Annotated in this window: 20 protein-coding genes; 9 read left to right on the forward strand and 11 right to left on the reverse strand. The window is 38.1% G+C overall.

From position 1 onward, the window contains the following. The first annotated feature begins 24 nt into the window (after positions 1 to 24). The 5 genes from recG (at position 25) to ACWPKD_RS03955 (ending at position 7,549) form a co-directional block, all read left to right on the forward strand. Entirely contained in the window at positions 25 to 2,127 is a 2,103-nt protein-coding gene (gene recG, locus ACWPKD_RS03935; RefSeq protein WP_455411376.1) for an ATP-dependent DNA helicase RecG, read from the forward strand. Positions 2,128 to 2,212: 85 nt separating this feature from the next. Continuing rightward, positions 2,213 to 3,076: a bestrophin family protein gene (locus ACWPKD_RS03940; RefSeq protein ID WP_455411377.1), complete on the forward strand. Its 864-nt coding sequence runs from the start codon at positions 2,213 to 2,215 to the stop codon at positions 3,074 to 3,076. Between the two features lie 22 nt (positions 3,077 to 3,098). Further along, entirely contained in the window at positions 3,099 to 4,130 is a 1,032-nt protein-coding gene (locus ACWPKD_RS03945) for a proline iminopeptidase-family hydrolase (protein ID WP_455411378.1), read from the forward strand. 138 nt (positions 4,131 to 4,268) lie between these two features. Beyond that, positions 4,269 to 6,695, forward strand: a complete 2,427-nt coding sequence (pheT, locus tag ACWPKD_RS03950; protein ID WP_455411379.1) for a phenylalanine--tRNA ligase subunit beta — start codon at positions 4,269 to 4,271, stop codon at positions 6,693 to 6,695. 137 nt (positions 6,696 to 6,832) lie between these two features. After that, entirely contained in the window at positions 6,833 to 7,549 is a 717-nt protein-coding gene (locus ACWPKD_RS03955) for a hypothetical protein (RefSeq protein WP_455411380.1), read from the forward strand. A 49-nt stretch (positions 7,550 to 7,598) separates the two neighbouring features. Here the strand turns inward: ACWPKD_RS03955 and ACWPKD_RS03960 are convergent, their stop codons facing one another. From ACWPKD_RS03960 to ACWPKD_RS04010, 11 genes are all read right to left on the reverse strand, one after another. Continuing rightward, positions 7,599 to 8,165: a fasciclin domain-containing protein gene (locus ACWPKD_RS03960; RefSeq protein WP_455411381.1), complete on the reverse strand. Its 567-nt coding sequence runs from the start codon at positions 8,163 to 8,165 to the stop codon at positions 7,599 to 7,601. 124 nt (positions 8,166 to 8,289) lie between these two features. Then, on the reverse strand, positions 8,290 to 9,327 hold the full coding sequence (locus tag ACWPKD_RS03965) for a T9SS type A sorting domain-containing protein (protein WP_455411382.1): 1,038 nt from the start codon (positions 9,325 to 9,327) through the stop codon (positions 8,290 to 8,292). A 142-nt stretch (positions 9,328 to 9,469) separates the two neighbouring features. After that, positions 9,470 to 11,425, reverse strand: a complete 1,956-nt coding sequence (locus tag ACWPKD_RS03970; protein WP_455411383.1) for a DUF7619 domain-containing protein — start codon at positions 11,423 to 11,425, stop codon at positions 9,470 to 9,472. A 160-nt stretch (positions 11,426 to 11,585) separates the two neighbouring features. After that, positions 11,586 to 13,349: a 30S ribosomal protein S1 gene (gene rpsA / locus ACWPKD_RS03975; RefSeq protein WP_455411384.1), complete on the reverse strand. Its 1,764-nt coding sequence runs from the start codon at positions 13,347 to 13,349 to the stop codon at positions 11,586 to 11,588. A gap of 367 nt (positions 13,350 to 13,716) precedes the next feature. Next, the gene (locus ACWPKD_RS03980; RefSeq protein WP_455411385.1) at positions 13,717 to 14,970 is read right to left on the reverse strand and encodes a nucleoside permease; all 1,254 of its coding nucleotides are present in this window, start codon (positions 14,968 to 14,970) and stop codon (positions 13,717 to 13,719) included. 187 nt (positions 14,971 to 15,157) lie between these two features. Next, positions 15,158 to 15,844, reverse strand: a complete 687-nt coding sequence (cmk, locus tag ACWPKD_RS03985; RefSeq protein ID WP_455411386.1) for a (d)CMP kinase — start codon at positions 15,842 to 15,844, stop codon at positions 15,158 to 15,160. A gap of 5 nt (positions 15,845 to 15,849) precedes the next feature. Beyond that, positions 15,850 to 16,869 carry a type IX secretion system protein PorQ gene (gene porQ, locus ACWPKD_RS03990; RefSeq protein ID WP_455411387.1) on the reverse strand — a complete coding sequence of 340 codons (1,020 nt, stop codon included), beginning with the start codon at positions 16,867 to 16,869 and terminating at the stop codon, positions 15,850 to 15,852. Positions 16,870 to 16,989: 120 nt separating this feature from the next. Continuing rightward, positions 16,990 to 19,443 (reverse strand): endopeptidase La, encoded by a 2,454-nt coding sequence (gene lon, locus ACWPKD_RS03995; protein WP_455411388.1) that lies wholly within the window; start codon positions 19,441 to 19,443, stop codon positions 16,990 to 16,992. 192 nt (positions 19,444 to 19,635) lie between these two features. Beyond that, positions 19,636 to 20,403, reverse strand: a complete 768-nt coding sequence (locus ACWPKD_RS04000; RefSeq protein WP_455411389.1) for a hypothetical protein — start codon at positions 20,401 to 20,403, stop codon at positions 19,636 to 19,638. Positions 20,404 to 20,465: 62 nt separating this feature from the next. Then, the gene (locus ACWPKD_RS04005) at positions 20,466 to 21,755 is read right to left on the reverse strand and encodes an MFS transporter (protein ID WP_455411390.1); all 1,290 of its coding nucleotides are present in this window, start codon (positions 21,753 to 21,755) and stop codon (positions 20,466 to 20,468) included. A gap of 59 nt (positions 21,756 to 21,814) precedes the next feature. Then, positions 21,815 to 22,630 carry a M48 family metallopeptidase gene (locus ACWPKD_RS04010; protein ID WP_455411391.1) on the reverse strand — a complete coding sequence of 272 codons (816 nt, stop codon included), beginning with the start codon at positions 22,628 to 22,630 and terminating at the stop codon, positions 21,815 to 21,817. 176 nt (positions 22,631 to 22,806) lie between these two features. Here ACWPKD_RS04010 and ACWPKD_RS04015 point away from each other — a divergent pair, with 176 nt between their 5' ends. The 4 genes from ACWPKD_RS04015 to ACWPKD_RS04030 are packed head-to-tail and all read left to right on the forward strand — an operon-like array spanning position 22,807 to position 25,191. Next, complete coding sequence (locus ACWPKD_RS04015) at positions 22,807 to 23,661, forward strand: alpha/beta fold hydrolase (protein ID WP_455411392.1); 855 nt, start codon at positions 22,807 to 22,809, stop codon at positions 23,659 to 23,661. 4 nt (positions 23,662 to 23,665) lie between these two features. Continuing rightward, entirely contained in the window at positions 23,666 to 24,151 is a 486-nt protein-coding gene (msrB, locus tag ACWPKD_RS04020) for a peptide-methionine (R)-S-oxide reductase MsrB (protein WP_455411393.1), read from the forward strand. Beyond that, a complete protein-coding gene (gene msrB / locus ACWPKD_RS04025; protein WP_455411394.1) occupies positions 24,148 to 24,540 on the forward strand; it encodes a peptide-methionine (R)-S-oxide reductase MsrB in 393 nt (130 codons plus the stop codon). The genes msrB (ACWPKD_RS04020) and msrB (ACWPKD_RS04025) overlap by 4 nt, the downstream gene beginning before the upstream one ends. Before the next feature lie 3 nt (positions 24,541 to 24,543). Continuing rightward, positions 24,544 to 25,191: an endonuclease III domain-containing protein gene (locus tag ACWPKD_RS04030; protein ID WP_455411395.1), complete on the forward strand. Its 648-nt coding sequence runs from the start codon at positions 24,544 to 24,546 to the stop codon at positions 25,189 to 25,191. Positions 25,192 to 25,408: the final 217 nt, after the last annotated feature.

The raw sequence follows: 25,408 nt of genomic DNA on the forward strand, positions 1-25,408 counted from the left end.
TAGCCTTACGATTTACAAGCCAAAATGAACAACCTGCTCGACACTCCAATAGAATACCTAAAAGGCGTTGGCCCTCAACGCGGGGATTTGTTGCGCAAGGAGCTCAACATTCATCGTTATGGCGATTTAATCAGCCTTTATCCCAACCGATACATCGACCGGACACGGTACTACAAAATCAACGAACTGCAGAACAGCAATTCAGAAGTTCAGATTGTCGGCAAAATCATCCACATCAAAACCGTTGAACAAAAAAAAGGGAAACGTTTGGTGGCGACATTTGTTGACGATACAGGTCAGATGGAACTCGTTTGGTTTCAAGGGCATAAATGGATTCGGGAAAGCCTGAAAGTAAATGTGGGTTATGTGATTTTCGGAAAAACCACTTCATTTAACGGCGTTTTCAACATGGCGCATCCGGAAATGGAACTGCTGGAAGAACACAAAGCCAGCTTACGAAGCGCCATGCAACCGGTATATCCAAGTACGGAAAAACTAACGAACAAAGGCATTTCCAACAAAGTGATCGGAAAAATGATGCAGCAATTGTTCATGGAAACGCAATCGTTGTTTACCGAAACGTTGCCGGGATATTTACTGGAAGAAGCAAAATTGATTCCGAAAAATGCGGCACTGTTCAACATTCATTTTCCGAAGAGTCAGGAGCTCTTGGCAAAAGCACAATTTCGATTGAAGTTTGAAGAGTTATTCTTCATTCAACTGCAACTGATTACCAAAAACCTGATTCGCAAGCATAAAATAAAAGGCCATCCGTTTGATAAGGTTGGCGAGTATTTTTCGACTTTCTACAACAATCATTTACCGTTCGATTTAACCAATGCCCAGAAAAAGGTGTTGAAAGAAATCCGAAACGATTTAGGCAGCAACGCTCAAATGAACCGTTTGCTTCAGGGCGATGTGGGTTCCGGAAAAACCATCGTCGGCTTAATGAGCATGCTTTTGGCTTTGGATAACGGTTTTCAGGCTTGTTTAATGGCACCGACAGAAATCCTCGCCACGCAACATTTCAACGGAATTACCGAACTGGCTAAAGACTTAAATATCAACATAAAACTATTAACAGGCTCAACTAAAACTGCAGATAGAAAAATCATTCATGAAGAGCTTGAAAACGGTAGTTTGCATATCATCATCGGAACGCATGCTTTGTTAGAAGATAAGGTGCAATTCAAGAATTTAGGATTGGCCATTATTGACGAACAACATCGTTTTGGTGTAGAACAGCGAAGCAAATTGTGGAAGAAAAATGAAGTGCCGCCTCATGTTTTGGTGATGACCGCCACCCCTATTCCGCGTACACTTGCTATGAGTTTATATGGTGATTTAGATATTTCCGTAATCGATGAATTGCCGCCCGGAAGAAAACCTATCACAACGGTACATCGTTACGACAACAACCGATTGAAAGTGTGGAAATTCATTCGTGAAGAAATTGCCAAAGGTAGACAGATTTACATCGTATATCCGTTAATTCAGGAATCTGAAAAAATGGATTACAAAGATTTAATGGACGGATATAACGGTATTACAAGAGATTTCCCTTTGCCACAATACTCCGTTTCTATATTACACGGCCAAATGAAACCTGTGGAAAAAGATGCCGAGATGCAACGCTTTTCCGAAGGAAAAACCAATATCATGGTTGCCACAACCGTTATCGAAGTTGGGGTTAACGTCCCGAATGCGAGCGTAATGATTATTGAAAGCGCAGAACGTTTCGGTTTATCTCAATTGCATCAGTTGCGCGGTCGTGTCGGTCGTGGTGCAGAACAGAGTTACTGTATTCTAATGACAGGTCATAAACTCAGCAACGATACAAAAACCAGAATCGAAACCATGTGTGCCACTAATGACGGTTTCGAAATAGCCGAAGTCGATTTAAAACTACGCGGCCCCGGTGACATTATGGGTACTCAGCAAAGCGGCGTTTTAAATTTACAGATTGCCGATTTGGTGAAAGACCGCGAGATATTACAATATGCCAGACATCAGGCCATTAAGCTTTTAAAAGACGATGCCCCAATGGAAAAACCGGAGCATCAAACCCTGAGAAGAGTATTTATAGAACTCAGCAAGAAGAAGAACATCTGGAATTATATAAGCTAGCAGTAAGCAAAATTAAAAAACGCATCGAGCAAACACTTTCAACTCATAACTTATAACTTAAAACTCATAATTCATAACTCACAAAATGGTACAATACAACACCAAAGACTGGATAACTTTCATTTTTCGTTTTCACAAATCGGATACGTTTCGACAATTATTACCGATTATGTTTTTCATTGGTCTTTATTCCGGATTGGTCGGTTTTTTGGAAGTCGAAGTTTTTGATTTACCTGAAAACAGCTACGTCCGAAATCTTGGTACGATGCACGGTATGTTGGGTTTTGTAATTTCCTTATTACTAGTTTTCAGAACAAACACAGCTTATGACCGCTGGTGGGAAGGCCGAAAAATGTGGGGAAGCTTAGTAAACAACAGTCGAAATTTCGCCTTAAAACTGGCTGCCATTTTAAAAGATGAAAACGACAGGGCATTCTTCCGCAAAACCATCCCTAGTTATGCTTCTATCTTAAACAAACATCTTAAAAATGAGGAAACCGGCCTTATGCTTTTCGACGGCCTGGATTTAAAAATCGATCATGAAAAACACCGTCCGAACCAGGTGGCAAAAATGCTGTTTCAAAAACTGAACGATTTATATACCGAAGGAAAAATAACCGGCGATCAACTTATTATTTTAAATGCAGAGATCCAGTCGTTTACCGATATTTGCGGTGCTTGTGAACGAATCAAAAACACGCCTATTCCTTACTCGTACAGTGCATTCCTTAAAAAATTCATTTTCTTCTATGTGATGACATTACCGTTTGGGTATGCATTTTCATTAGGGTATTATGTCGTTCCGGTTGTAGTATTCATCTTTTATGTTTTAGCCAGTTTGGAATTGATTGCAGAAGAGATTGAAGATCCTTTCGGAAATGACGAAAACGATTTACCAACCAAGAAAATATCTGAGAATATTAAAAAACATGTGACGGAAATTCTTTAATTTTAAAGAAAAAAGACACATCATGTTACGAAAATCCTCAATCATACTGGTTACTTTGCTGGCATCATTGTTCATGATCAATTGCAAAGAAAAAGCTACTGAAGAAGTTGCTGAAAAACAGGATTACTTTCAGAAAACAGACGATTCTATTCAGACCGGTGGGATAATAGTAATTCCGATTGAAACGCCTAAAGGCAAATTCAACGTATGGACAAAACGAATCGGTAACAACCCTAAAACCAAAGTTTTATTACTTAACGGAGGGCCCGGTTGCACGCACGAATATTTCGAATGCTTTGAAAGTTTTCTACCGGCAGAAGGCATCGAATTCATTTATTACGATCAGTTAGGCTGTGGAAATTCCGACAATCCTAATGATGTTGCCATGTGGGATTTGCCGCGCTATGTGGAAGAAGTGGAACAGGTTCGCAAAGCTCTTGGCTTAAACAAAGACAACTTCTATCTGCTTGGGCATTCCTGGGGCGGTATTTTAGCCATGGAATATGCATTGAAATACCAAAACAATATGAAAGGGCTAATCATTTCCAACATGATGTCAGATGCGCCCGCTTATGGCAAATATGCCAATGACGTTTTAGCTAAACAAATGGATCCATCAGCGCTTAAACAAATCCGTGATATTGAAGAAAAGAAAGATTTTTCGAATCCGAAATACATGGAATTATTGCTGCCGAATTTCTACAACAAACACATTTGCAGAATCCCGCTTAACAACTGGCCGGAGCCCATGAATCGTTCTTTTGCAAAAATGAACCAATCGCTTTACGTAACCATGCAAGGTCCAAGTGAATTCGGGATTTCAGGGAAATTAGAAAAATGGACTTGTTGGGACAGACTGAAAACAATCCCAATCCCAACCTTAGTCGTTGGTGCAAAATACGATACGATGGATCCCAACCACATGGAATCCATGTCTAAAGAACTTCCGAAAGGCAGTTATCTCTATTGCCCGAACGGCAGCCACATGAGTATGTACGACGACCAGAAAAACTATTTCGACGGTTTACTCGCTTTCTTTAAAAAAACACACTAAAATACCGACTATAATCCAAAAGCAATCAAACCAAAAATGATTGCTTTTTTTAGCAAAAAACTGAACCAGAAAACCGCAAAAAGACACTGAAAGTCCATGACATTTATTATCTTTGCAGACTTATAAAAAGATATAGAAATGCGCATATCCTACAATTGGTTAAAACAATTCATAAAATTAGACTGGAATTCGGAAGATACTTCTGCTTTACTTACAGATTTAGGCCTGGAAGTGGAAGGTGTTGATAAGTACGAAAGCTTAAAAGGTGGCCTTGAAGGCGTTGTGGTTGGTCATGTACTAACCTGCGTGCAACATTCCAATGCCGATAAGTTACGCGTAACCACTGTGGATATCGGTGCTGAAGCTCCGGTTCAGATTGTTTGTGGTGCTCCGAATGTTGCCGTTGGACAGAAAGTTCCCGTAGCGACTATCGGAACGAAATTGTATGACAAAGAAGGTAACGCATTCGAAATCAAAAAAGGAAAAATCCGCGGGGAAGAAAGCCACGGAATGATTTGTGCCGAAGACGAATTAGGCTTGGGTGAAGGTCATGACGGCATCATGGTTTTAGACGAAAAACTGGTTCCGGGAACACCGGCTTCCAAAGTTTTCAATATCGAAACAGATGAGGCTTTCGAAATCGGATTAACGCCAAACCGTGCCGATGCGATGAGCCATTGGGGCGTAGCGCGCGATTTACGTGCCGGATTGATTCAGAAAGGCATTAACCATTCGGAATTGATGACGCCGTCCGTTAGTAAATTCAAAGTTGAAAAACGAACGCTGAAAATTGACATAAAAGTCGAAGATATCAAATTAGCACCAAGATATTGTGGGGTTACCATTTCAGGGATTACCGTAAAACCATCTCCAAGCTGGTTGCAAAACCGTCTGAAAGCCATCGGATTAACTCCGAAAAACAATATTGTAGACGTTACCAATTACGTTTTACACGAATTAGGACAACCATTACACGCGTTTGATGCAGCAAAAATAAAAGGCAATAAAGTAATCGTAAAAACATTACCGGCCGGAACTAAATTCATTACGCTTGACGAAGTGGAAAGAACACTTCACGAAGAAGATTTAATGATCTGTGACGAAAACGGGCCAATGTGTATTGCAGGTGTTTTCGGTGGAAAAAATTCCGGAGTTACTGAAAACACTACGGCTATTTTCCTTGAAAGTGCTTATTTCAATCCGGTTTCCGTACGTAAAACCGCTAAGCGCCATACGTTGAGCACAGATGCATCTTTCCGTTTTGAAAGAGGTATCGATCCTACTATTACCGAATATGCTTTAAAACGTGCAGCTTTATTGATTCAGGAAGTGGCCGGTGGAGAAATCACTTCAGATCCTGTTGATTTATATCCTAAAAAGGTTGAGGATTTTTCCGTTTTACTTAATTTCAACAATGTAAACCGAATCATTGGTCAGGAAATCCCGAAAGAAACGATCAAGAAGATTTTGGTGTCTTTAGACATTAAAGTGAACAGTGTTTCCGATGCAGGTTTAGGATTGACTATTCCGGCGTACCGTGTGGACGTACAAAGAGAAATCGACGTAATTGAAGAAATTTTACGTATTTACGGCTATAACAACATCAATTTCACTACAAAGCTTAATGCTTCTATCTCGAATTCGTCAAGAACGGAAGATTATAAAGTTCAGAATGTGATTGCAAATCAATTGGTTTCACAAGGCTTTAATGAAATGATGGCCAATTCCTTAACGTCTCCGGAGTACGTTAAGTTATCGGAGAAATTAAAAGAAGACTTCAACGTAGTAATGCTGAATCCTTTGAGCAATGATTTATCGGCTATGCGCCAATCCTTGTTGTTCAGCGGATTGGAAGCTGTTTCGTATAACATCAACCGTAAGAACTCGGATTTGAAATTGTTTGAATTCGGAAAGAGCTACCACAAAATGCCGTCCGGTTATGACGAGATCAAGCACTTAACGCTTTTTGTTTCCGGTAACCGATTGATGGAAAACTGGACAACAGCACAGAAACCTTCGGATTTCTTTTTATTCAAAGGCCATATAAATGCGATCTTATCACGTTTAGGATTAGATAAAACCACTACCCAACCTTTGGAAAATGACGTTTTTGCTGAAGGTATCGGCTATTCGATTGGAAAAGAAACCATAGTGGAATTCGGAACGGTTAAAAAATCCATCCTGAAACATTTCGACATCAAACAGGAAGTTTTGTTTGCCGATTTCAACTGGAGTGCGATTTTAAAACTGATTTCCACTAAAATAAAATTTACAGATATTCCAAAATATCCGGAAGTAAGACGTGATTTGGCTTTATTGGTTGATTCCGCCGTTCAGTTCGAGCAAATATTCTCTATCGCTAAACAATCGGAGAAATCGTTATTGAAAGATGTTAACCTGTTCGATGTGTATGAAGGCAATAATTTACCGGAAGGCAAAAAATCATATGCGGTAAGTTTCACGATTCAGGACAGTTCAAAAACCTTAACGGATGCTCAGATTGACAAAATCATGAGCAAACTGCAACAGAGTTTTGAAAAGGAAATCGGGGCAACATTACGATAATCTTCCTTTATCAAAATAAATTAGAATCCTGTAAGACAATGTTTTACAGGATTTTTTATTGCTAAAATTAACAACAATAGCTTGATTATACGCTCATAAATAACTAACTTAGAGACTGTTACCAAAACCATCATGAAATGTTACTCAAAGGAACAAATATTCATGACAAACTGATTTTGAAAAGAAAACAATCGGGGGAAATGGCAGATCAGCTTGCATCTGTTAAGGAAATTTTGGCCAAAGACGAAATGCTACGCCAAGCCATCCGCAAACAGTTAAAATCCAAAACGCCTGTTTCTGAGAATGATTTCGTGTTCGACCTCATGGAGACCGGGAATATTTTCCACATCAATCAAATAAAAGAAATCTGTATTGATTACCGTCTTCGCTTTCTGGACAGCCATTTGTATAAAGTTCCGTTTCCCGAAGAAGTGGTCACCAAAATCAAATACCTTGAAAGAGAACATAACACGCAATTAAGCGGATTTAAACTGATGGCACCTTCCAAAGTGTTTCAGTTAAAAAAATACAACGACCCGATTTTGTTCGCGCCTATCGGAAATGACTATTACTATCTGATTCATAAATGGGGTGACGATTTACAGCCTTTACGAAAATGGCTGGTACTGCCTTTCAGAAATTTAGGCACGTTACTGGTTTCCATTTTTCTTCTGAGTTTGATTTGCAGTTTTGCTCTACCGGAAAACTTTTACGGCAAAGCAGAAACTTCCTCCATGCGATTGATTTCCTTTTTGTTCATCTTCAAATATTGGTGTGCCATTGCTATCTACTATTTTGTTTCAAAAGGAAAAAACTTCAACACAGCCATTTGGAACAGTACTTTTGGCGGATAAAAAAAGCCACGCAGAAGCGCAGCTTTATCATCAATCAAATAATCACCAATTACGATTTTGGCAAAACCACGGTATCCACAACGTGAATGACTCCGTTAGACTGGTTTACATCGGCAATGGTAACTTTGGAACTGTTTCCGTTTTCGTCTGTGATGTATAAATCTTTACCTTTCATCCAGGCTGTTAATGTGCCGCCGCTTACGGTTTTCAATACTGCTTTTCCGTTTCCGGCTTTAATCGCCTTATCTATGTCTTTAGCATTCATTCTTCCGGCCACAACATGATAGGTTAAGATTGCTTGCAACATTTTCAGGTTTTCAGGTTTCAATAAGGTTTCAACTGTACCTTTCGGAAGTTTTGCAAAAGCATCGTTGGTTGGAGCAAAAACGGTGAATGGCCCGGCCGATTGCAAGGTTTCCACCAATCCCGCTGCTTTAACCGCTGCAACCAAAGTGGTGTGATCTTTAGAATTTACGGCATTATCCACAATATTTTTGGAAGGATACATTGCTGCTCCGCCAACCATTACTGTTTTCTCTTTTTGGGCAAAAGTCGAAGTTCCTACGAACATCGAAAAAGCAAGCAAAGCAACCGATAAAATTTTTGAAGTTTTCATAAATGATAGTTTTTATGTGTTTATAGTTTCATTTACGAGAGAACTTTGTTCTTGGTTTTAAAAAAATAAAAAAAATCCCGATTACAATTTTTGCAATCGGGATCAAAACTATTAGGATAAGCAGTTATTGCTTTATAAATTTCGCATTCGAAGTCCCTTTATCCGAATTAATCTTAATGAAATAATTCCCCGCAGCCAATCCTGAAACATCAACCGTTTTTATATCCTGAGCATTCGGAACCACCAAAACCAATTGCCCTAACTGATTATAAATACTAATGGAAGAAACCTCAATCGTTTGCTTTGTTTGAATATTCAAAATATTGTTTACCGGATTTGGGTATAGTACAAACAAAAACTCATTAAAATCCTGAATATTTAAACCACAATTTTCAGTAATATTACAATTCGTATACCCATATTGATTAACAAGATTTTGCACTGTTGTCAATTGACTTGCATCAGCACAAACACTTTGTAATGTTGGATTATTCGGAAATAACATAAACCCTTCATTACTACCGTTTTTAATATTTAAAGTAACAAGTTGATTATTACTACAATCAAAAGATTGAAAATTCTCTAATCCGCTTAAGTCTAAAACCTGCAAATTATTATAAGCACATGCTAAATACTGCATATTTGTTAAATCAATCGTACTAAGTGATGAAATTTGATTATTGTCACAATTTAAAACATTCAGCATTGGTGCAAAACTCAAATCAAGGCTTGTCAATAAATTATTATTACACCACAACCTATCCAAATTAATTAATCCGTTAAGATTTAGCATCGTAAGATGATTATATGCGCATCTCAAATCTCTCAAATTAACAAGACTGCTCAAATCAACTGAATTAATAGCATTAGAATCACAATTCAGACCACGCAGGTTAGTAAAATATGAAATACCTTGTAAAGAATTGATAGAAGAATTATTAATATTTAAACTAAATACAAGAAGAGCTTCATTAATTTCAATTTCGCTGTTATTGTTTGCATCTATTTTAATCAACAAACCATACATATCCCTTGCAATTTGATTTGCTGGACTGGCTTGTAATAGTTTAGCTTTAAAATTCGCATCCGGAAAAGTAATAATTTGTGCCTTAACAGTAACTGAGGCAAATAAAACCAGTAGTAAAAAGTACAGTTTCTTCATTTGGGAAAATTTTGTGGCGCAAAGATAAATAAAACACTACGAATTCAGATTTGATTTAAATTTTCTTACGAAGAAATAACAGTTCAAAAACAAAAAATCCCAACCGGAAACGGTTGGGATTTTGATAAAGTATTTTCAAAACTTAAAGCTTAATAAACTTCGCATTGGATGTCCCTTTATCCGAATTAATCTTAATGAAATAATTTCCGGAAGCCAAACCTGAAACATCAACAGTTGCTATATTTTCTGCATTCGGAATCACCAAAACCAATTGCCCTAACTGATTATAAATACTAATGGAAGAAACCTCAATCATTTGCTTTGTTTCAACCGTCAAAACATTGTTCACCGGATTCGGATACAAACTAAAATACTGTCCGAACTCAAAATCATGAGTACTCAAAGCTTGAATAGTTGTAGTTGCCGTATTGGTAACAATCGGGAAGTTATAATCGAAATAAATGCTTGCCGAATTACTGAAGGTATTGCCTGCTACCAAAGTCGGTATCGTTTTGATTTTGAAAGCCACATAACCGTCATTAGTTGCATTATCAAAAGGAAGGTTAATGTTCTCAAAGATGAATTCCACTTTATTACCCTCTATTTTCGTAACAAAACTATGACTCCCATCAATTGGTACTAGAGAATTGATATCGAATTTAGCAGCATCGATCATGTCTTTTACCACAATATTTTCTGCAGGGAAAGTTCCGGTATTTTCAAAACGGATTATGTAATGCACGTACTTCCCTACTTCGCTTGGTGGAATGGTTGTACCTTCTAAACAGGTTTTATCATTCGGATCGAAAGAGTTTACCACAAACTGCTTGAATGAAAATCCATTATCACCTGGTGTTTCATCTGTTGCGGCTGATGTAATTGTTGCATTATATTGCAAAAAATCTCCTCCGTTAACAGCAGGAGTTTCCGTTGGGGAATTTATATTTAACATAACACTTATTTCCCTTGTTTCAAAAGGCAACAGGTTTGTAAAATCCCAAGAAAGATTATTTACAGTTTGATTTGTTGTAACTGGATTAGCTGAAACAAAATCTACAACTGCTTCGCTATAATTCAAATTCAAAGTTCCGGATTGGACGTTAGTACCTTTGTTCCTGTAGATTAATCTGTATGGAGCATCAAAACCGGGTCTGGCAGGAGAAACAGGAAGCAAAACCACTTCCAGGTCCGGATGGTTTCCGTTTGCTGTCAAACAAAAGTCCTGTGTAAAAGGACTTGCCTGTGCGGGGAATGCAACCGAAACGGAAGCAGGTGTTACATTGAAATAAGCAGGGATTTCAAAAACCGGAGTTACGGTATGTGTTCCTGCATTCACAGGAATGGAATAATTCCCTGAAGTATTAGAAATTAACAGTCCGCTTGAAGTTCCGCTGGAAATTGAATATTTTAAATTTGGAATTGAAACATCTGCCATATCACAACCGTCATTATTAGCGTCAAATTTAGTATTCCCCTGAATAGTATAGAAGGTTCCACCAGGTGTAAAGGAACAGTAAGTGTTTATATAACAATTCGAATAGCCGTATTCCGATATTCTTTGATTAATGTATGCAGTCTCACTTAAATCAGAACATATATATCTTAAATTAGGATTATAATTAAAATAAATAACTTCCTGTCTTCCGTTTTTTATAATCAAACTATTCAAAAGGTTATTACTTGAACAATCGAAATCCAAAAGGCTAATTAAATGTGAAACATCCAGTGAAGTGAATTGGTTATTGAAAAGATATAAATACTTAAGATTAACTAACCCTTGAGAATTAAAAGAGGTCAATAAATTATTCCCGCCATATAAATATCTTAAATTAATAAAATTATTAATCCCTTCAACTGAATTAATGTTTGAAGAAGTTAAATCCAAATAATAAACCAAAAGCGCTTCATTAATTTGAATTTCATTATCATTATTTATATCAACAACAATACTATTAAGATTACTATCTTTAGCAATATCATTAGTCAAATTGGCCTGTAATAATTTCGCCTTAAAATTAGCATCCGGGAAGTTAATAATTTGTGCACCTGATACATTAAAAAGGCAAAAAGCTATTACCAGAAAGTAGAATTTCTTCATTTAGCAAGATTTAGACCTACAAATATATCTTATTAGAAAATAAATTCTTTTTTCTTACAAAGAAATAAAATCATGCCTTCACGGTATTTTGTTAAATAAATCAACAAAAAAATCCCAACCGTTTCCGATTGGGATTTTGAATATTTAAGAATATTAAAGATTACTCTCCTTTATCCATTTTAGCTTTCAATTCTGCTAAAGCGTCGATATCACCTAAAGTGGTTTTCTCAGCTTGAGTAGAAGTAGATTGTGTAGACTCAGAAGCTTTCACGTTTTTCTCTTCTTCTTCACGGAAGATAGCAGTGTGAGAAGCAACTACTCTTTTGAATTCTTTGTTGAACTCAATTACTTTGAAGTCTGCAGTATCACCTTTTTTCAATTTCTTACCGTCTTCTTTTTCTAAGTGACGGGTAGGAATGAAAGCAACGATATCATCACCAAACTCTACAGTAGCACCTTTGTCTACGATTTCAGAGATTGTTCCGTTGTGAACAGTTCCAACAGCGAAAGCATCCTCATACTGATCCCAAGGGTTAGCAGTAGTTTGTTTGTGACCTAAAGACAATTTACGTCCTTCTACGTCTAATTCTAATACAACTACATCTAATTTGTCACCAACGTTAACGAATTCAGATGGGTGTTTGATTTTCTTAGTCCAAGAAAGGTCAGAGATGTATACTAAACCGTCGATTCCTTCTTCTAACTCAACGAAAATACCGAAGTTAGTAAAGTTTCTAACGATACCTGTATGTTTAGAACCTACTGGGTATTTAGAAGTAATGTCAGTCCAAGGATCTTGCGATAATTGTTTGATACCTAAAGACATTTTTCTTTCGTCTCTGTCTAAAGTTAAGATAACTGCCTCAACAACATCTCCAACTTTTACGAAATCCTGAGCCGAACGCAAGTGCGTAGACCAAGACATTTCAGAAACGTGGATTAAACCTTCAACACCTTCAGCAACCTCGATGAAAGCACCGTAGTCAGCAAGAACTACTACTTTACCTTTTACTTTATCACCAACAGCTAAGTTAGCATCTAAAGCATCCCAAGGGTGAGCGTTTAATTGTTTTAAACCTAATTGGATTCTTGTTTTCTCATCATCGAAATCAAGGATAACCACGTTCAATTTCTGATCTAATTCAAGAACTTCAGACGGGTGGTTGATTCTAGACCAAGATAAGTCAGTGATGTGGATTAATCCGTCTACACCTCCTAAGTCGATGAATACACCGTAAGAAGTAATGTTTTTAACAACACCTTCTAATACCTGTCCTTTTTCTAATTGACCGATGATTTCTTTTTTCTGTACTTCAATATCAGCTTCGATAAGCGCTTTGTGAGAAACAACAACGTTTTTGAATTCGTGGTTGATTTTCACAACTTTGAACTCCATAGTTTTGTTTACATATTGATCGTAATCACGGATAGGTTTCACGTCGATTTGAGAACCTGGCAAGAAAGCCTCGATTCCGAATACGTCAACGATCATACCACCTTTAGTTCTGCATTTAACGAAACCGTTAACGATTTCTCCAGACTCATTAGCAGCGATAACTCTATCCCAAGCTTTGATTGTACGTGCTTTTCTGTGTGATAATACTAACTGACCTGATTTGTCCTCACGAACGTCGATTAATACTTCAACTTTGTCACCAACTTTTAAGTTCGGGTTGTAACGGAACTCGTTTAAAGAGATAACACCTTCAGATTTAGCGTTGATGTCAACGATAGCGTCTCTTTCAGTGATTCTAACCACTACACCTTCTACTACTTCTTCAGCATCTGTAGAGATGAAAGTTTTAGCAACTAAATCTTCGAATTCTTTTAAGTTCTGAGCATCTACAGCATCAATACCTTCTTCGAAGTTGTGCCAGTTAAAATTCGCTAAAAACTCTTCTTGTGTTTTATTAATTTCAGACATGTCTGATAAAAAATTTGTATTCTGTTTCTCTCGTGTTTCGTAATGCGTTAGAAAAAACAGAAGCGTTTTACATATAAATTATTGATACCTAAAGGAAACACTTCCCGCCAAAAGGTGTGCAAAAGTACAAATAATTCTTTAATTACCAAAGTTTTGAGAAAGAGAATAGAGAAAAGAAGCAAGAACAAAGAAGCAAGAGCAAAGAGGAAAGATTTTAGAAAATTTTGAAGCGAGTGGTTCCGGCATTTTTGGAAACGTAATTCCCGCTGTCCGCGCTACACGGTAGCTTGCTCCCATCGGGGCTATTAGAGGAACGGTATTGATTTTCAGCCAACAAAAAACCCGATGAGACATCGGGTTTTGTACATTAATGAGCTATATTCTCTACATCTTTCGGATTGTGTTTGTGCTTGAACAACACTGCAAAAGCAATCGCAATCACTAAAGCGTAGGCCGCAAAAGCCAACCATATGTTGTGCCAGTCTCTTTGTCCGTTAACTGTAAAATACGTATCAATCACATATCCGCTGATTAAACCTCCGAAGAAGGCCCCGAAACCATTCGACATCATCATGAACAATCCCTGCGCAGAAGAACGTATTTTAGAATCCGTAGTGGTCTCAACGAAAAGTGAACCGGAAATATTAAAGAAATCGAAAGCCATACCATAAACGACACAGGAAAGGATAATCATCCACAAGCCGCCTTCCGGGTTACCAAAAGCAAACAAGCCAAAACGCAATACCCAAGCCAACATACTGATCAGCATTACCTGTTTGATTCCAAAACGTTTCAAAAAGAACGGAATTGCCAAAATGAACAAGGTTTCCGAAATCTGTGAAATCGACATGATAATAGTGGAATATTTCACCACAAACGAATTGGCATATTGCGGGATTTTTTCAAATTCTGACAAATAAGTATCTCCATACATATTAGTCAATTGCAAAGCGCCTCCCAAAAACATAGAGAAAATAAAGAATAACGCCATTTTATAATCTGCAAAAAGCTTGAAAGCGTTCAAACCTAACGACTGCACCAATGAAGCATCCTTAGAAGTTTTGTTTTGCGGTTCGCAAGCCGGCAAGGTAAAGGAATACAAACCTAATATAACAGCCGCTATTGCAGAAATATAAAACATATTAGCCGAAGCTTTGTTCCCGGATAAATTAGTGATCCACATTGCAACAATAAAACCTACAGTTCCCCAAACGCGTATCGGAGGAAACACTTTAACCACATCAAAATTATTGTTCTTTAAAATGGTATAACCAATCGAATTGGAAAGTGAAATAGTCGGCATATAACACAGCATCGAAGCAAAAATCACCCAGAAGAAAGTGGTTGGATTATCAACCTGAGGAATATAAGCCAATGCCAATCCTCCTAAAATATGTAATACGCCATACAAACGTTCCGCATTTATCCAACGATCAGCTACAATTCCGGTAAGTGCCGGCATAATAATGGAAGAGATCCCCAAAGTGGAAAAAATGGCTCCAAATTCTGCGCCACTCCACTGCTTGGTCCCAAACCAATAATTCCCAACAGTTATCAACCATGCTCCCCAAACAAAGAATTGCAGGAAGCTCATTAAAGTCAATCTAATTTTAATATTCATAGTGTTTTTGGTAAATAAAAAGCCGGTAAATCTAACACTAAAAACAAAAAAACCAAAATAAATTCCGGTTTTGTGACAGAACTTACTTTGGTTTTAAGATTTTAATTAAATATTACAGCTTTTGAAGAATATATGATTTTAAAACATTGTTTTCAAACCACTTTTTTATCAAAATTTCAGTTACAGCTTAATTGATTTTTTGTTTTGCCATAGTCAGTACCAATTCAAACTGTTCTTCGCGGGTCATGGAAGAATTATCTACTACAATCGCATCCTCCGCCTGGACTAACGGCGAGTCTTCTCGGTTAGTGTCAATATAATCACGCTCCTTTACATTTTGCAAAACATCTGCAAAAGAAACCGATTGGCCTTTCTCTAAAAGCTCATCGAATCGGCGCTTTGCTCTGGTTTCCGGACTGGCTGTCATGAAAATCTTCAGTTCGGCATCCGGGAAAACAACGGTTCCGATATCACGACCGTCCATTACAATGGCTTTGTTATTTCCCATTTGCTGCTGCTGCTCCACCAATTTGGCACGAACTTCGGAAATCTCAGCCACTTTGCTTACCAAACGGGACACTTCCAATGTTCTGATTTCATTTTCCACATTTACCTTGTTCAGATACATTTCTGCAAATCCTAAATTGGGATTAAAATGAAATTCTAGATTTACCTGAGGCAAACTCGTAATAAGACTTTCTTTGTTTAAATTACTTTCCGATACAAAATCATGCTGCATCGCAAACAAAGTCACGGCACGGTACATGGCTCCTGTATCCACATAAACATATCCTAACGCCGCAGCCAGCTGTTTAGCCAGGGTACTCTTTCCGGTTGAAGAAAAACCGTCTATTGCTATGGTAATTTTTTTCAAAACTATTATTGTAAATTAATGGTTAAGCCGAACAAGCTCATGTTGGCCGCAATTGTATATCGCGAATACGAATAATCGAATTTAATTTTATTAAAACGCAATCCGAACCCGGCAGAAATACCGGAGAAGTTCCGTTGGTCTACAATTCGCAACTCTTCCCCTCTTCTGAAATTATAACTTAAACGCACATTGAAACTCTTCTTTGGAAACAATTCTGCTCCTATAATTACGTGACGGATGGCATTCTTAACGAAATTCACTTTTTCTTTTTTCCCCTCACCTTCAAGAGATTGTTCGGTTCTGTTCGGGTTTGCAAAAGCAATATCCCACTCCTGAAGATTTTCCAAAGTAAGATGCCAACGCAAAGGCACATTTTCCAATTCCTGGGATATTCCTGCCATTACTTCCATAGGCAGTTTTTCACGTTGCCCGGCATACGTAGTAATCTGTGTTCCGACATTCCTTACTGCGAGAGCAATGTTGATATCGTTCGCCTCATCAATATACAACGCTCCCAAATCTACAGCGGCACCAAACGAATTATAGGTTTCCAGCGTGGAGGAAATAAATTTCATATTAGCTCCGACATGAATCGGTGTCCAGGGAATATTATAGGCATATCCTAAAGACAAGGCAATTTCGCTTCCCGTAAAATCAGAAGTCGGCTTACCCATTTCATCATAACCTTCAAAAGTTCCGTAATTCACATAATTTACACCTGCGTGAAGCGTATTCACATGTCGGTCCCAGGTATAAGCGTAGGCTGCGGTTCCATAAGTGACTTCCCCGAAATAACTTCCGTAATTCACTGATAGATGGTTGTCCATCTCCGGATTGATGGTCGCCGGATTGTAAATCGCCTGATTCACATCCTGATCGTGTATCGTTAGGATTTTTCCGCCAAGGGCAGCCTGACGGGGTGAGGTTACTAAATTCAGAAACTGATAGGTATACTTTCCTCCTATTTGGCTATGACTGAAGGCACAAATAAGCAAAAAAAACAGAATCAGTGGTTTTTTGGACATTTTAGGTTTTTCGTTTCTGACTATATAACGCACTTGCGAAGATAAAATTATAAATGGTATTTCACAAAAAAAGCGATTCCAACTTATTGCTAAATTGGAATCGGCTATTAAAAACTCTTATTAGTTTAATTTCTTTGCATTCTTAACTTTCTGCGAAGTTATGGCGATTTCCAGCACTTCACTCATTTTATCCACGTAATGGAACGTTAGTCCTTCCAGATATTCCACTTTGATTTCATCGATATCTCTTTTGTTTTCATGGCATAAGATGATCTCTTTGATGTTCGCACGTTTTGCGGCAAGGATTTTTTCTTTGATCCCTCCTACCGGCAACACTTTTCCACGAAGGGTAATCTCGCCTGTCATGGCTAAACTCTTTTTCACCCTTCTTTGTGTAAAGCTGGAAACCAATGAAGTTAGCATCGCTACTCCGGCACTCGGTCCGTCTTTTGGTGTTGCACCTTCCGGTACGTGAATGTGTACGTTATTATTCGCTAAAACTTCAGGATCAATTCCCAAGGCCTCGGCATTGGCTTTAATATATTCCAAAGCGATCGTTACCGATTCTTTCATTACAGTTCCTAAATTTCCGGTCATAGTCATACTACCTTTCCCTTTGGAAATAATGGATTCGATAAACAATATATCGCCACCGACACTTGTCCAGGCTAAACCCGTAACCACACCTGCCGTTTCGTTGTTCTCGTATTTGTCACGCTCTAATCGTGGTGCGCCTAATACTTTTATAATATCTTCGGTAGTAACTTTTTTATTGTACTCTTCTTCCAACGCAATGGATTTCGCGGCATTTCGAACCATCGAAGCAATTTTCTTCTCTAAGCCCCTAACACCTGATTCACGCGTATAACCAACTACAATTTTTTCAAGCTCCTTTTTGCTGATTTGTAATTCCTTCGAAGTCAGACCGTGTTCTTTCAACTGTTTCGGCAGTAAATGCTGTTTGGCAATTTCTATCTTTTCTTCAATCGTATAACCATTAACATTGATAATTTCCATACGGTCTCGTAAGGCCGGCTGAATACTGGAAAGACTATTAGTTGTGGCAATGAACATTACTTTCGACAAGTCGTATCCCATTTCAAGGAAGTTATCGTAAAAGTCTGAATTTTGCTCCGGATCCAGTACTTCCAATAAGGCAGAAGACGGATCACCACTATGGCTTGACGACAATTTATCAATTTCATCCAACACAAAAACCGGATTGGAAGTTCCTGCTTTTTTGATGTTCTGCAGAATTCTGCCAGGCAAAGCTCCAATATACGTTTTACGGTGACCTCGGATTTCCGCTTCATCGCGTAAACCTCCCAATGACATTCTTACGTATTGTCTTCCCAATGCTTCTGCGATGGATTTTCCGATGGAAGTTTTACCAACTCCGGGAGGGCCATACAAACAGATGATTGGCGATTTCATATCATTACGTAATTTCAGCACGGCTAAATGTTCGATGATGCGTTTTTTAACATCTTCTAAACCGAAATGATCTCGGTCTAATATTTTCTGGGCATTTTTTAAATCGAATTTATCTTTCGAATAATCGTTCCAAGGTAATTCCAAAAACAACTCCAAATAATTTCTCTGAATAGAAAAATCAGGTGATTGCGGGTTCATGCGCTGTAACTTACTGATTTCCTTATCGAAATGTTTACTGGCTTTATCGTCCCATTTTTTGGATTTGGCTTTGATGCGCATGTCTTCGATTTCCTGATCGTGCGAAACGCCACCCAATTCTTCCTGAATAGTTTTCATTTGCTGGTGCAGGAAATATTCGCGTTGCTGCTGATCCAGATCAAAACGCACTTTCGACTGAATATCATTTTTTAACTCCAGCTTTTGGTGTTCCACGTTCATAAAACGAAGCGTCTCTAGAGCTCTTTCTTTAAGGTTGTTTACGGAAAGTAACGCCTGTTTTTCATGAACATTCAGGTTCATATTCGAGGATACGAAATTGATCAGGAAAGGATTGCTTTCAATATTCTTGATCGCAAAAGTAGCTTCGGTAGGAATGTTTGGACTTTCCCTGATAATCTGAATCGCCAGTTCCTTAATGGAATCTATGATTGCTGCAAATTCTTTATCTTTTTCAGTGGGTCTTACTTCCGGAACTTCTTTAACGGTTGCACGCAAATAAGGCTCATCAGTTGTGATTTCATCAATCTCAAATCGTTTTTTCCCCTGAAGAATAACAGTGGTATTTCCGTCCGGTAGTTTTAAAACTCTTAAAATTCTAGCTACCGTTCCAATTCTGTTGATGTCGTTAAGCGTCGGATCTTCGATTTCCTCATCTATTTGAGACACCACACCGATCACTTTTCCGCTTGAATTCGCATCGTTAATCAGTTTTATGGATTTATCCCTTCCTGCAGTAATCGGGATTACCACACCGGGAAACAAAACAGTATTGCGCAACGGAAGAATCGCTAAATCAGCCGGCAGCAATTCGTTATTCATTTCTTCTTCATCTTCAGGGGTAAGAAGCGGGATTAATTCTGCATCCGTATCGATTTCCTGAAGTGACAAGTTGTCAAGAGTAAGTATTTTTTGATTTGACATAGTATTTTTAAGACTTTTTGTCATTAAACAATAATAATCCACTAGCTGTAAGAATAAATCTAACCGCTAGAAGACTGAATATCAATACAAATTTACGTTTTATTGCTATTCTTTCTTAGTATTAGTCAATCTTTATGCCAATAAAAAAACCCGAAGTATATTTCGGGTTTTTATTATCTTTTGAAAATATTCTTAGTGTAGAATATAAGAATCCAATTCAGATGTAAAGGTCGAACCTTGCATACTTGATATCGTTTTTACAGGACCAACGTTTTTAGAAAACCAATAATCAGTATCTGCTGTTGAAGCAACCTGCCCCATCATGGAAACAACCTGGTGAATTCTAACTTTAATAACGTTTGTATAGCTAACTCCGTTTATCGTTACAGTAGCGTCTCTTTCTAATATCTTACCTGTATAAGCTGTATTAGTTGTGATAGCCGGAACACCTGTATAAGTCGTTGTCTGTGAATAAGTACCATCCCAAGTCTGATTAGCTGTCAGATAATCTTTCAACACGATAAACTCGTATCCGGTCATGGTTCCTGTCATACCGCCTCCGCTGATATCCAAATCACCCATTTTGATATAATAGTTACCGTTGCTCTTTTTAATCCATGTAGTACCGGCTCCACCAACTGTACTTCCCTGACCTGCCATTTGATTAAATTTGTAGTAAGTAGCTCCTCCGAAAGTATCGGTACCGATAATTTTCATAGGTGATTGTGGAACACCGTTCTGACTGAAAACCCACTGGTTATTAACCGCAGTTGGCCAATAATCTCCTGTAGAAGTTCCGCCTCCGTTTCCGTTTCCATTACCGTTTCCGTTTCCGTTCCCACTTCCTCCACCATCATTACCAACCAAGGCAGGATCTAATGGTTCAATCTCCTCACAGGATACGATTGAAAATGCAGAAATCATAATTGCAACTAATGCAAATAATTTTATTGTTCTCATTTAAATAAGGTTAGTTGTTGTTTTCAAATTTTGCCAAATATACTATTATTTTTCTTTCATATTTATTTTTTTGGAACTCTAACTAATAGAATAACTCCTGTTATAAAAAAAACAGCCAAAAACACAATTGAATTCCTCATACTTCCGGTAATCTGATCGATAAATCCGTACAATCCCATACCGATAACGATTCCTATTTTTTCAGAAACATCATAAAAACTAAAAAAGGAAGCAGTATCCTGTGTTTCAGGCAAAAATTTAGAATAAGTAGATCTCGAAAGTGACTGTATTCCTCCCATTACCAAACCTACAAATGCAGCAGTTGCATAAAAATGAACCGGTAACGTTACAAAAAAAGCTGCGATACAGATAACCACCCAAATACAGTTAATTACAATCAATGTTCTAATATTTCCAAATTTCTCTGATGCCCTTGAAGTAATTACAGCTCCTAAAACTGCAACCAATTGAATAACCAGAATACTTATAATCAAACCTTTTGTTTTTTCATCATCGCTGCTCCATGCAATTTCCTGTTCACCGAAATACGTTGCGGCCAACATCACGGTTTGAACCGCCATACTGTAAACGAAAAAACTTCCCAAGTAACGTTTTAAACGAAGATTGTCTTTTAGCTGCGACCAAACTTTTCGCAATTCTTTAAAGCCGTTAAAAATAACTCCCGAATGTACTTTTCCCTTATTTTCATTTCCGGCCGGCAAATGATAAAAAGCATACTGACTGAATACAATCCACCAGATTCCTACCAAAACAAAAGAAAGTTTCATTGCATCAATCGATCCTTGTCCCTTATTGGTTAAAACCATTACAAGACAAATAATTAGTAAAACCACACTTCCTATATAACCCATAGAATACCCTCTGGCACTAATGCGGTCCTGCTGCTCCGGAAAAGCGATGTCCGGCAAATACGAATTGTAAAAAACAAGACTGCCCCAGAAACCAATCAACCCAAAGAAATAACAAGTTAAGCTGAAATAAATGTTATCCAGATTAAACCAATACAATCCGATACAGGAAGAAGCGCCTAAATAACAGAAAAAACGCATGAAATTCTTCTTATTCCCAACAAAGTCGGCTATTCCGGATAATAATGGAGAAATAAAGGCAACAACCAAAAAAGCAATGGCGGTGACAAAACTTATCAAAGCCGTATTTTTCAGAACCATTCCGAAAACTTCAATTTCCTGGATTCCTCTATCTTTAAATAAATGACCATAATAAATCGGGAAAACTGCCGATGCGATTACCAGACTGTAAACAGAATTCGCCCAATCGTAAGACGCCCATGCATTTAAAAGTTTTGAGCTACCTTTTTCAAGTTGTTTCATAGAATATAAAATAAAAAGCCGCACCTAAGTGCGGCTCGAATATACATATTTTTTCTTACTTAAAACTTAACTCCAAATTTGGCAGCTTCGGCTTTTGCTTGCGGAATTAACTCCTTGATTTTAGCAATCCTGGTTTGATCGGATGGGTGTGTACTCATGAATTCCGGTGGTTTCTGTCCTCCTGCATTAGCCGACATTCTTTCCCAAAACGCAACAGCTGTATCCGGGTTATAACCGGCAATCGCCATTAAGGTCAACCCAATCATATCCGCTTCACTTTCATGGGAACGGCTAAACGGTAACATTCCTCCTAATTGAGTAGTAGCTCCGTAAGCAGTCATTGCTATTTGTTGAGTTTCTTCACTTTTTCCACCCGTTGCAACTCCTACACCTACAGCACCCAATTGTTGCAACATTCCGGCACTCATGCGCTGCTGACCATGATTGGCCAAAGCGTGAGCCACCTCGTGCCCCATTACGGTTGCCATTCCGGCATCATCTTTACAAATAGGTAAAATCCCCGAATAGAAAACAATCTTACCTCCGGGCATACACCAGGCATTCACTTCTTTACTATCAACCAGATTGTATTCCCATTTATAATCTTTCAAATACCCCTGATAACCATTGGCATTCAACCACTTTTCAGCGGCTACTTTGATTTTGATTCCCACCGATTCTACCCGTTGTGCATCTTTAGTACCTTTTATCACCTTGTTTTCTCCAATAAACTTGTTGTATTGCTGAAAAGAAGAAGGGAAAATTTCACTGTTGGACACCAAAGCCATCGTACTTTTACCTGTAAACGGATTCTTCGCACAGGACATTACCAGCGCCAATGAACCTGCAACTATTAAAGCGGTTTTTAAATTCATAACGTAAGATTTTTAGTAAACAAATTTAATAAATTGTACAATTATGATGATGCTTAAAGGTACAAAATATTATCACATGATATTTTAATGCAAATAAAATGCCAAAGCAGATTTATGAATTATTTATCAGTCCATTTTTTCAGAATGCAGTAACTTGCAGTATATTTTTTACAGTAATGAAAAACGCAAAACACCAGCAAAGCATTAAAATTCCGAAAGTAATCCTTTATACTGCAAAAATTCTGGAAACCACGGCTCCCGGATTAGCAACCAGATTTGCCATTAAATTGTTCACTACACCTATGCGCCATAAATTGCCCAAAAGGGAAATCGAAATGGACAAAAAAAGTAAGCAACAATTACTAAAAATCAAAAGCATTGATAAAGAGGTTATGATGTACCAATATGGTACTTCGGATAAAAAAGTAATATTAGTACACGGCTGGTCGGGACGCGGAACGCAATTGGTCAAAATAGCCGACGAGCTTTTAAAATTAGGGTATTCCACCATAAGTTTCGATGCTCCGGGACACGGAAAAGCACCCGGTAAAACCAGCAACATGACCGAATTCATAGCTGCGGCTTTACAGATTGAAAAAGAATTCGGCCCTTTTGAATTTGCGATTGGACATTCGTTAGGAGGCATGACGGTTTTGAATTCAATCAGGCGAGGCTTACAAGTCAAAAAAGCAGTTATTATTGGCAGTGGAGATGTAGTCGAAGACATAATTAACGATTTCGTACAGAAACTAAAACTCAAACCGAATATCGCACAACGCATGAAATTTGAGTTCGAAAACAAAATCGGTGAAACCATGAACAGTTATTCTGCGTATATAGCTGCAAAGGAGATTTCGATTCCTGTTCTGGTGATACACGATGAAAACGATGATGATGTTCCGGTATCAGCATCAATACATATTCATCAGCATTTAAATAACGGGCAACTTGTGATTACCAAAGAGTTGGGGCATCGAAAAATCTTAGGAGACAACAAAGTCATCAAAAAGATTGTAGAATTTATTCAGTAGTATTATGAAAAAAATTGTTTTGTTATTTGCTTTAGGTCTTTTCATATCCTGCAACGGACAGGAAAAGAAAAAGGTTACACAAACGCCAGCTACCAATTCAATCGTTAAAACCGATGCTGAATGGAAAGCCAAATTAACACCTGAACAGTATGAAGTCTTAAGGGAAAAAGGAACCGAAAGACCTTATACCGGTGAGTATTGGAAACATTTCGAAAAAGGCACTTACGTTTGTGCTGCCTGTGAAAATCCGCTGTTCACTTCTGATACCAAATTTGATTCCGAATGTGGCTGGCCTTCCTTTGACCAAGCCATAAAAGGCTCTGTGAACTACCATGACGATTCGAGTTTGGGCATGGAGCGCATCGAAGTGACCTGTGCCAAATGCGGAGGTCATTTAGGACATGTTTTTGACGACGGACCTGTTGAAACGACAGGAAAACGCTTTTGTACCAATTCAGTATCCATAAAATTTATTCCAGCAAAAAAATGAGTTATCCGATAGAAAAATCCGAAGAGCAATGGAAAGCCGAATTAGGCGAAGAAAAATATAAAATCCTACGCCAAAAAGGAACCGAATACCCACATACCGGTGAATACAACCTTCATTTTGAAAACGGAACGTATTGTTGTGGCGCGTGCGGAGAACCTTTGTTTGAGAGTAATTCCAAGTTTGATGGACATTGTGGCTGGCCTTCCTTTGATGAGTCCTTGCCCGGGAAAATTGAATATGTAAAAGATACTTCGCACGGCATGCTCAGGGTGGAAATTTTGTGCGTAAACTGTGGTGGCCATTTAGGACATGTTTTTAATGACGGGCCTACTCCAACCGGCACACGATATTGTGTAAATTCCTTATCTTTAGATTTCCATAAAAAATAAAACATGAGTTTATTTGACAATCCAACCGATTGGGCAGCCAATTTAGAACCGTTGATCAAAAAATATAAAGGCAAAAAGCATCCGCTGGATTATGAGAACCTGTATCAGTTGATGGTTATGGTTATTTTATCCGCACAGGATTCCGATGCCAATATCAATAAAATTGCCCCGGCACTGTTTGAAGCCTATCCAAATTTGGAAAGCTTAGCGGTTTCAAATGTCGATGCCTTGATTCCTCACATTTCAAAAGTTAGAAATTTTGGTACCAAAGCCAGTTGGCTAATCGAAATTGCCCAGGAGCTCAAAAAAGATAAAAACATTCCGTTAACAATGGAAAGTCTCGTGGCTTTAAAAGGAATCGGAAGAAAATCCGCCAATGTAATATTGCGGGAAATGAAAGCTCCTGCAGAAGGCATAATCGCTGATTTACACGTGATTAGAGTTGCTCCAAGAATTGGTCTGATAACAGAATCCAAAGATGGCAACAAAGTTGAAAAACAACTCATGCAGGTTTTACCAAAAGATATCTGGGGAGAAATAGGCATGTCGATTTCCTTTTTAGGAAGAGAAATCTGCAGACCTACCAATCCAAAATGCGACATATGCCCGGTAAATAATTGTTGTGATTATTTCCGAAATTTGAAAAATTAAAACCATAAACTTCACAATACCAATTCATTACGAGTTGGTGTTTTTTTTGTGCGTGATCTCGTTAAAAAAAAACGAGACCGGGCTATCCGCTAAATCTTTTATTGAGCAAGCTCCATAAAAGGATACCGCTGCTATCCCTCACGCGGGCATTTATTTTTCAGAAAACCAACCATCCTAAAAAAAATGAGAGCTTTGGTTCCCCATCCAAAACGATATA

Source organism: Flavobacterium pedocola, assembly GCF_053764385.1.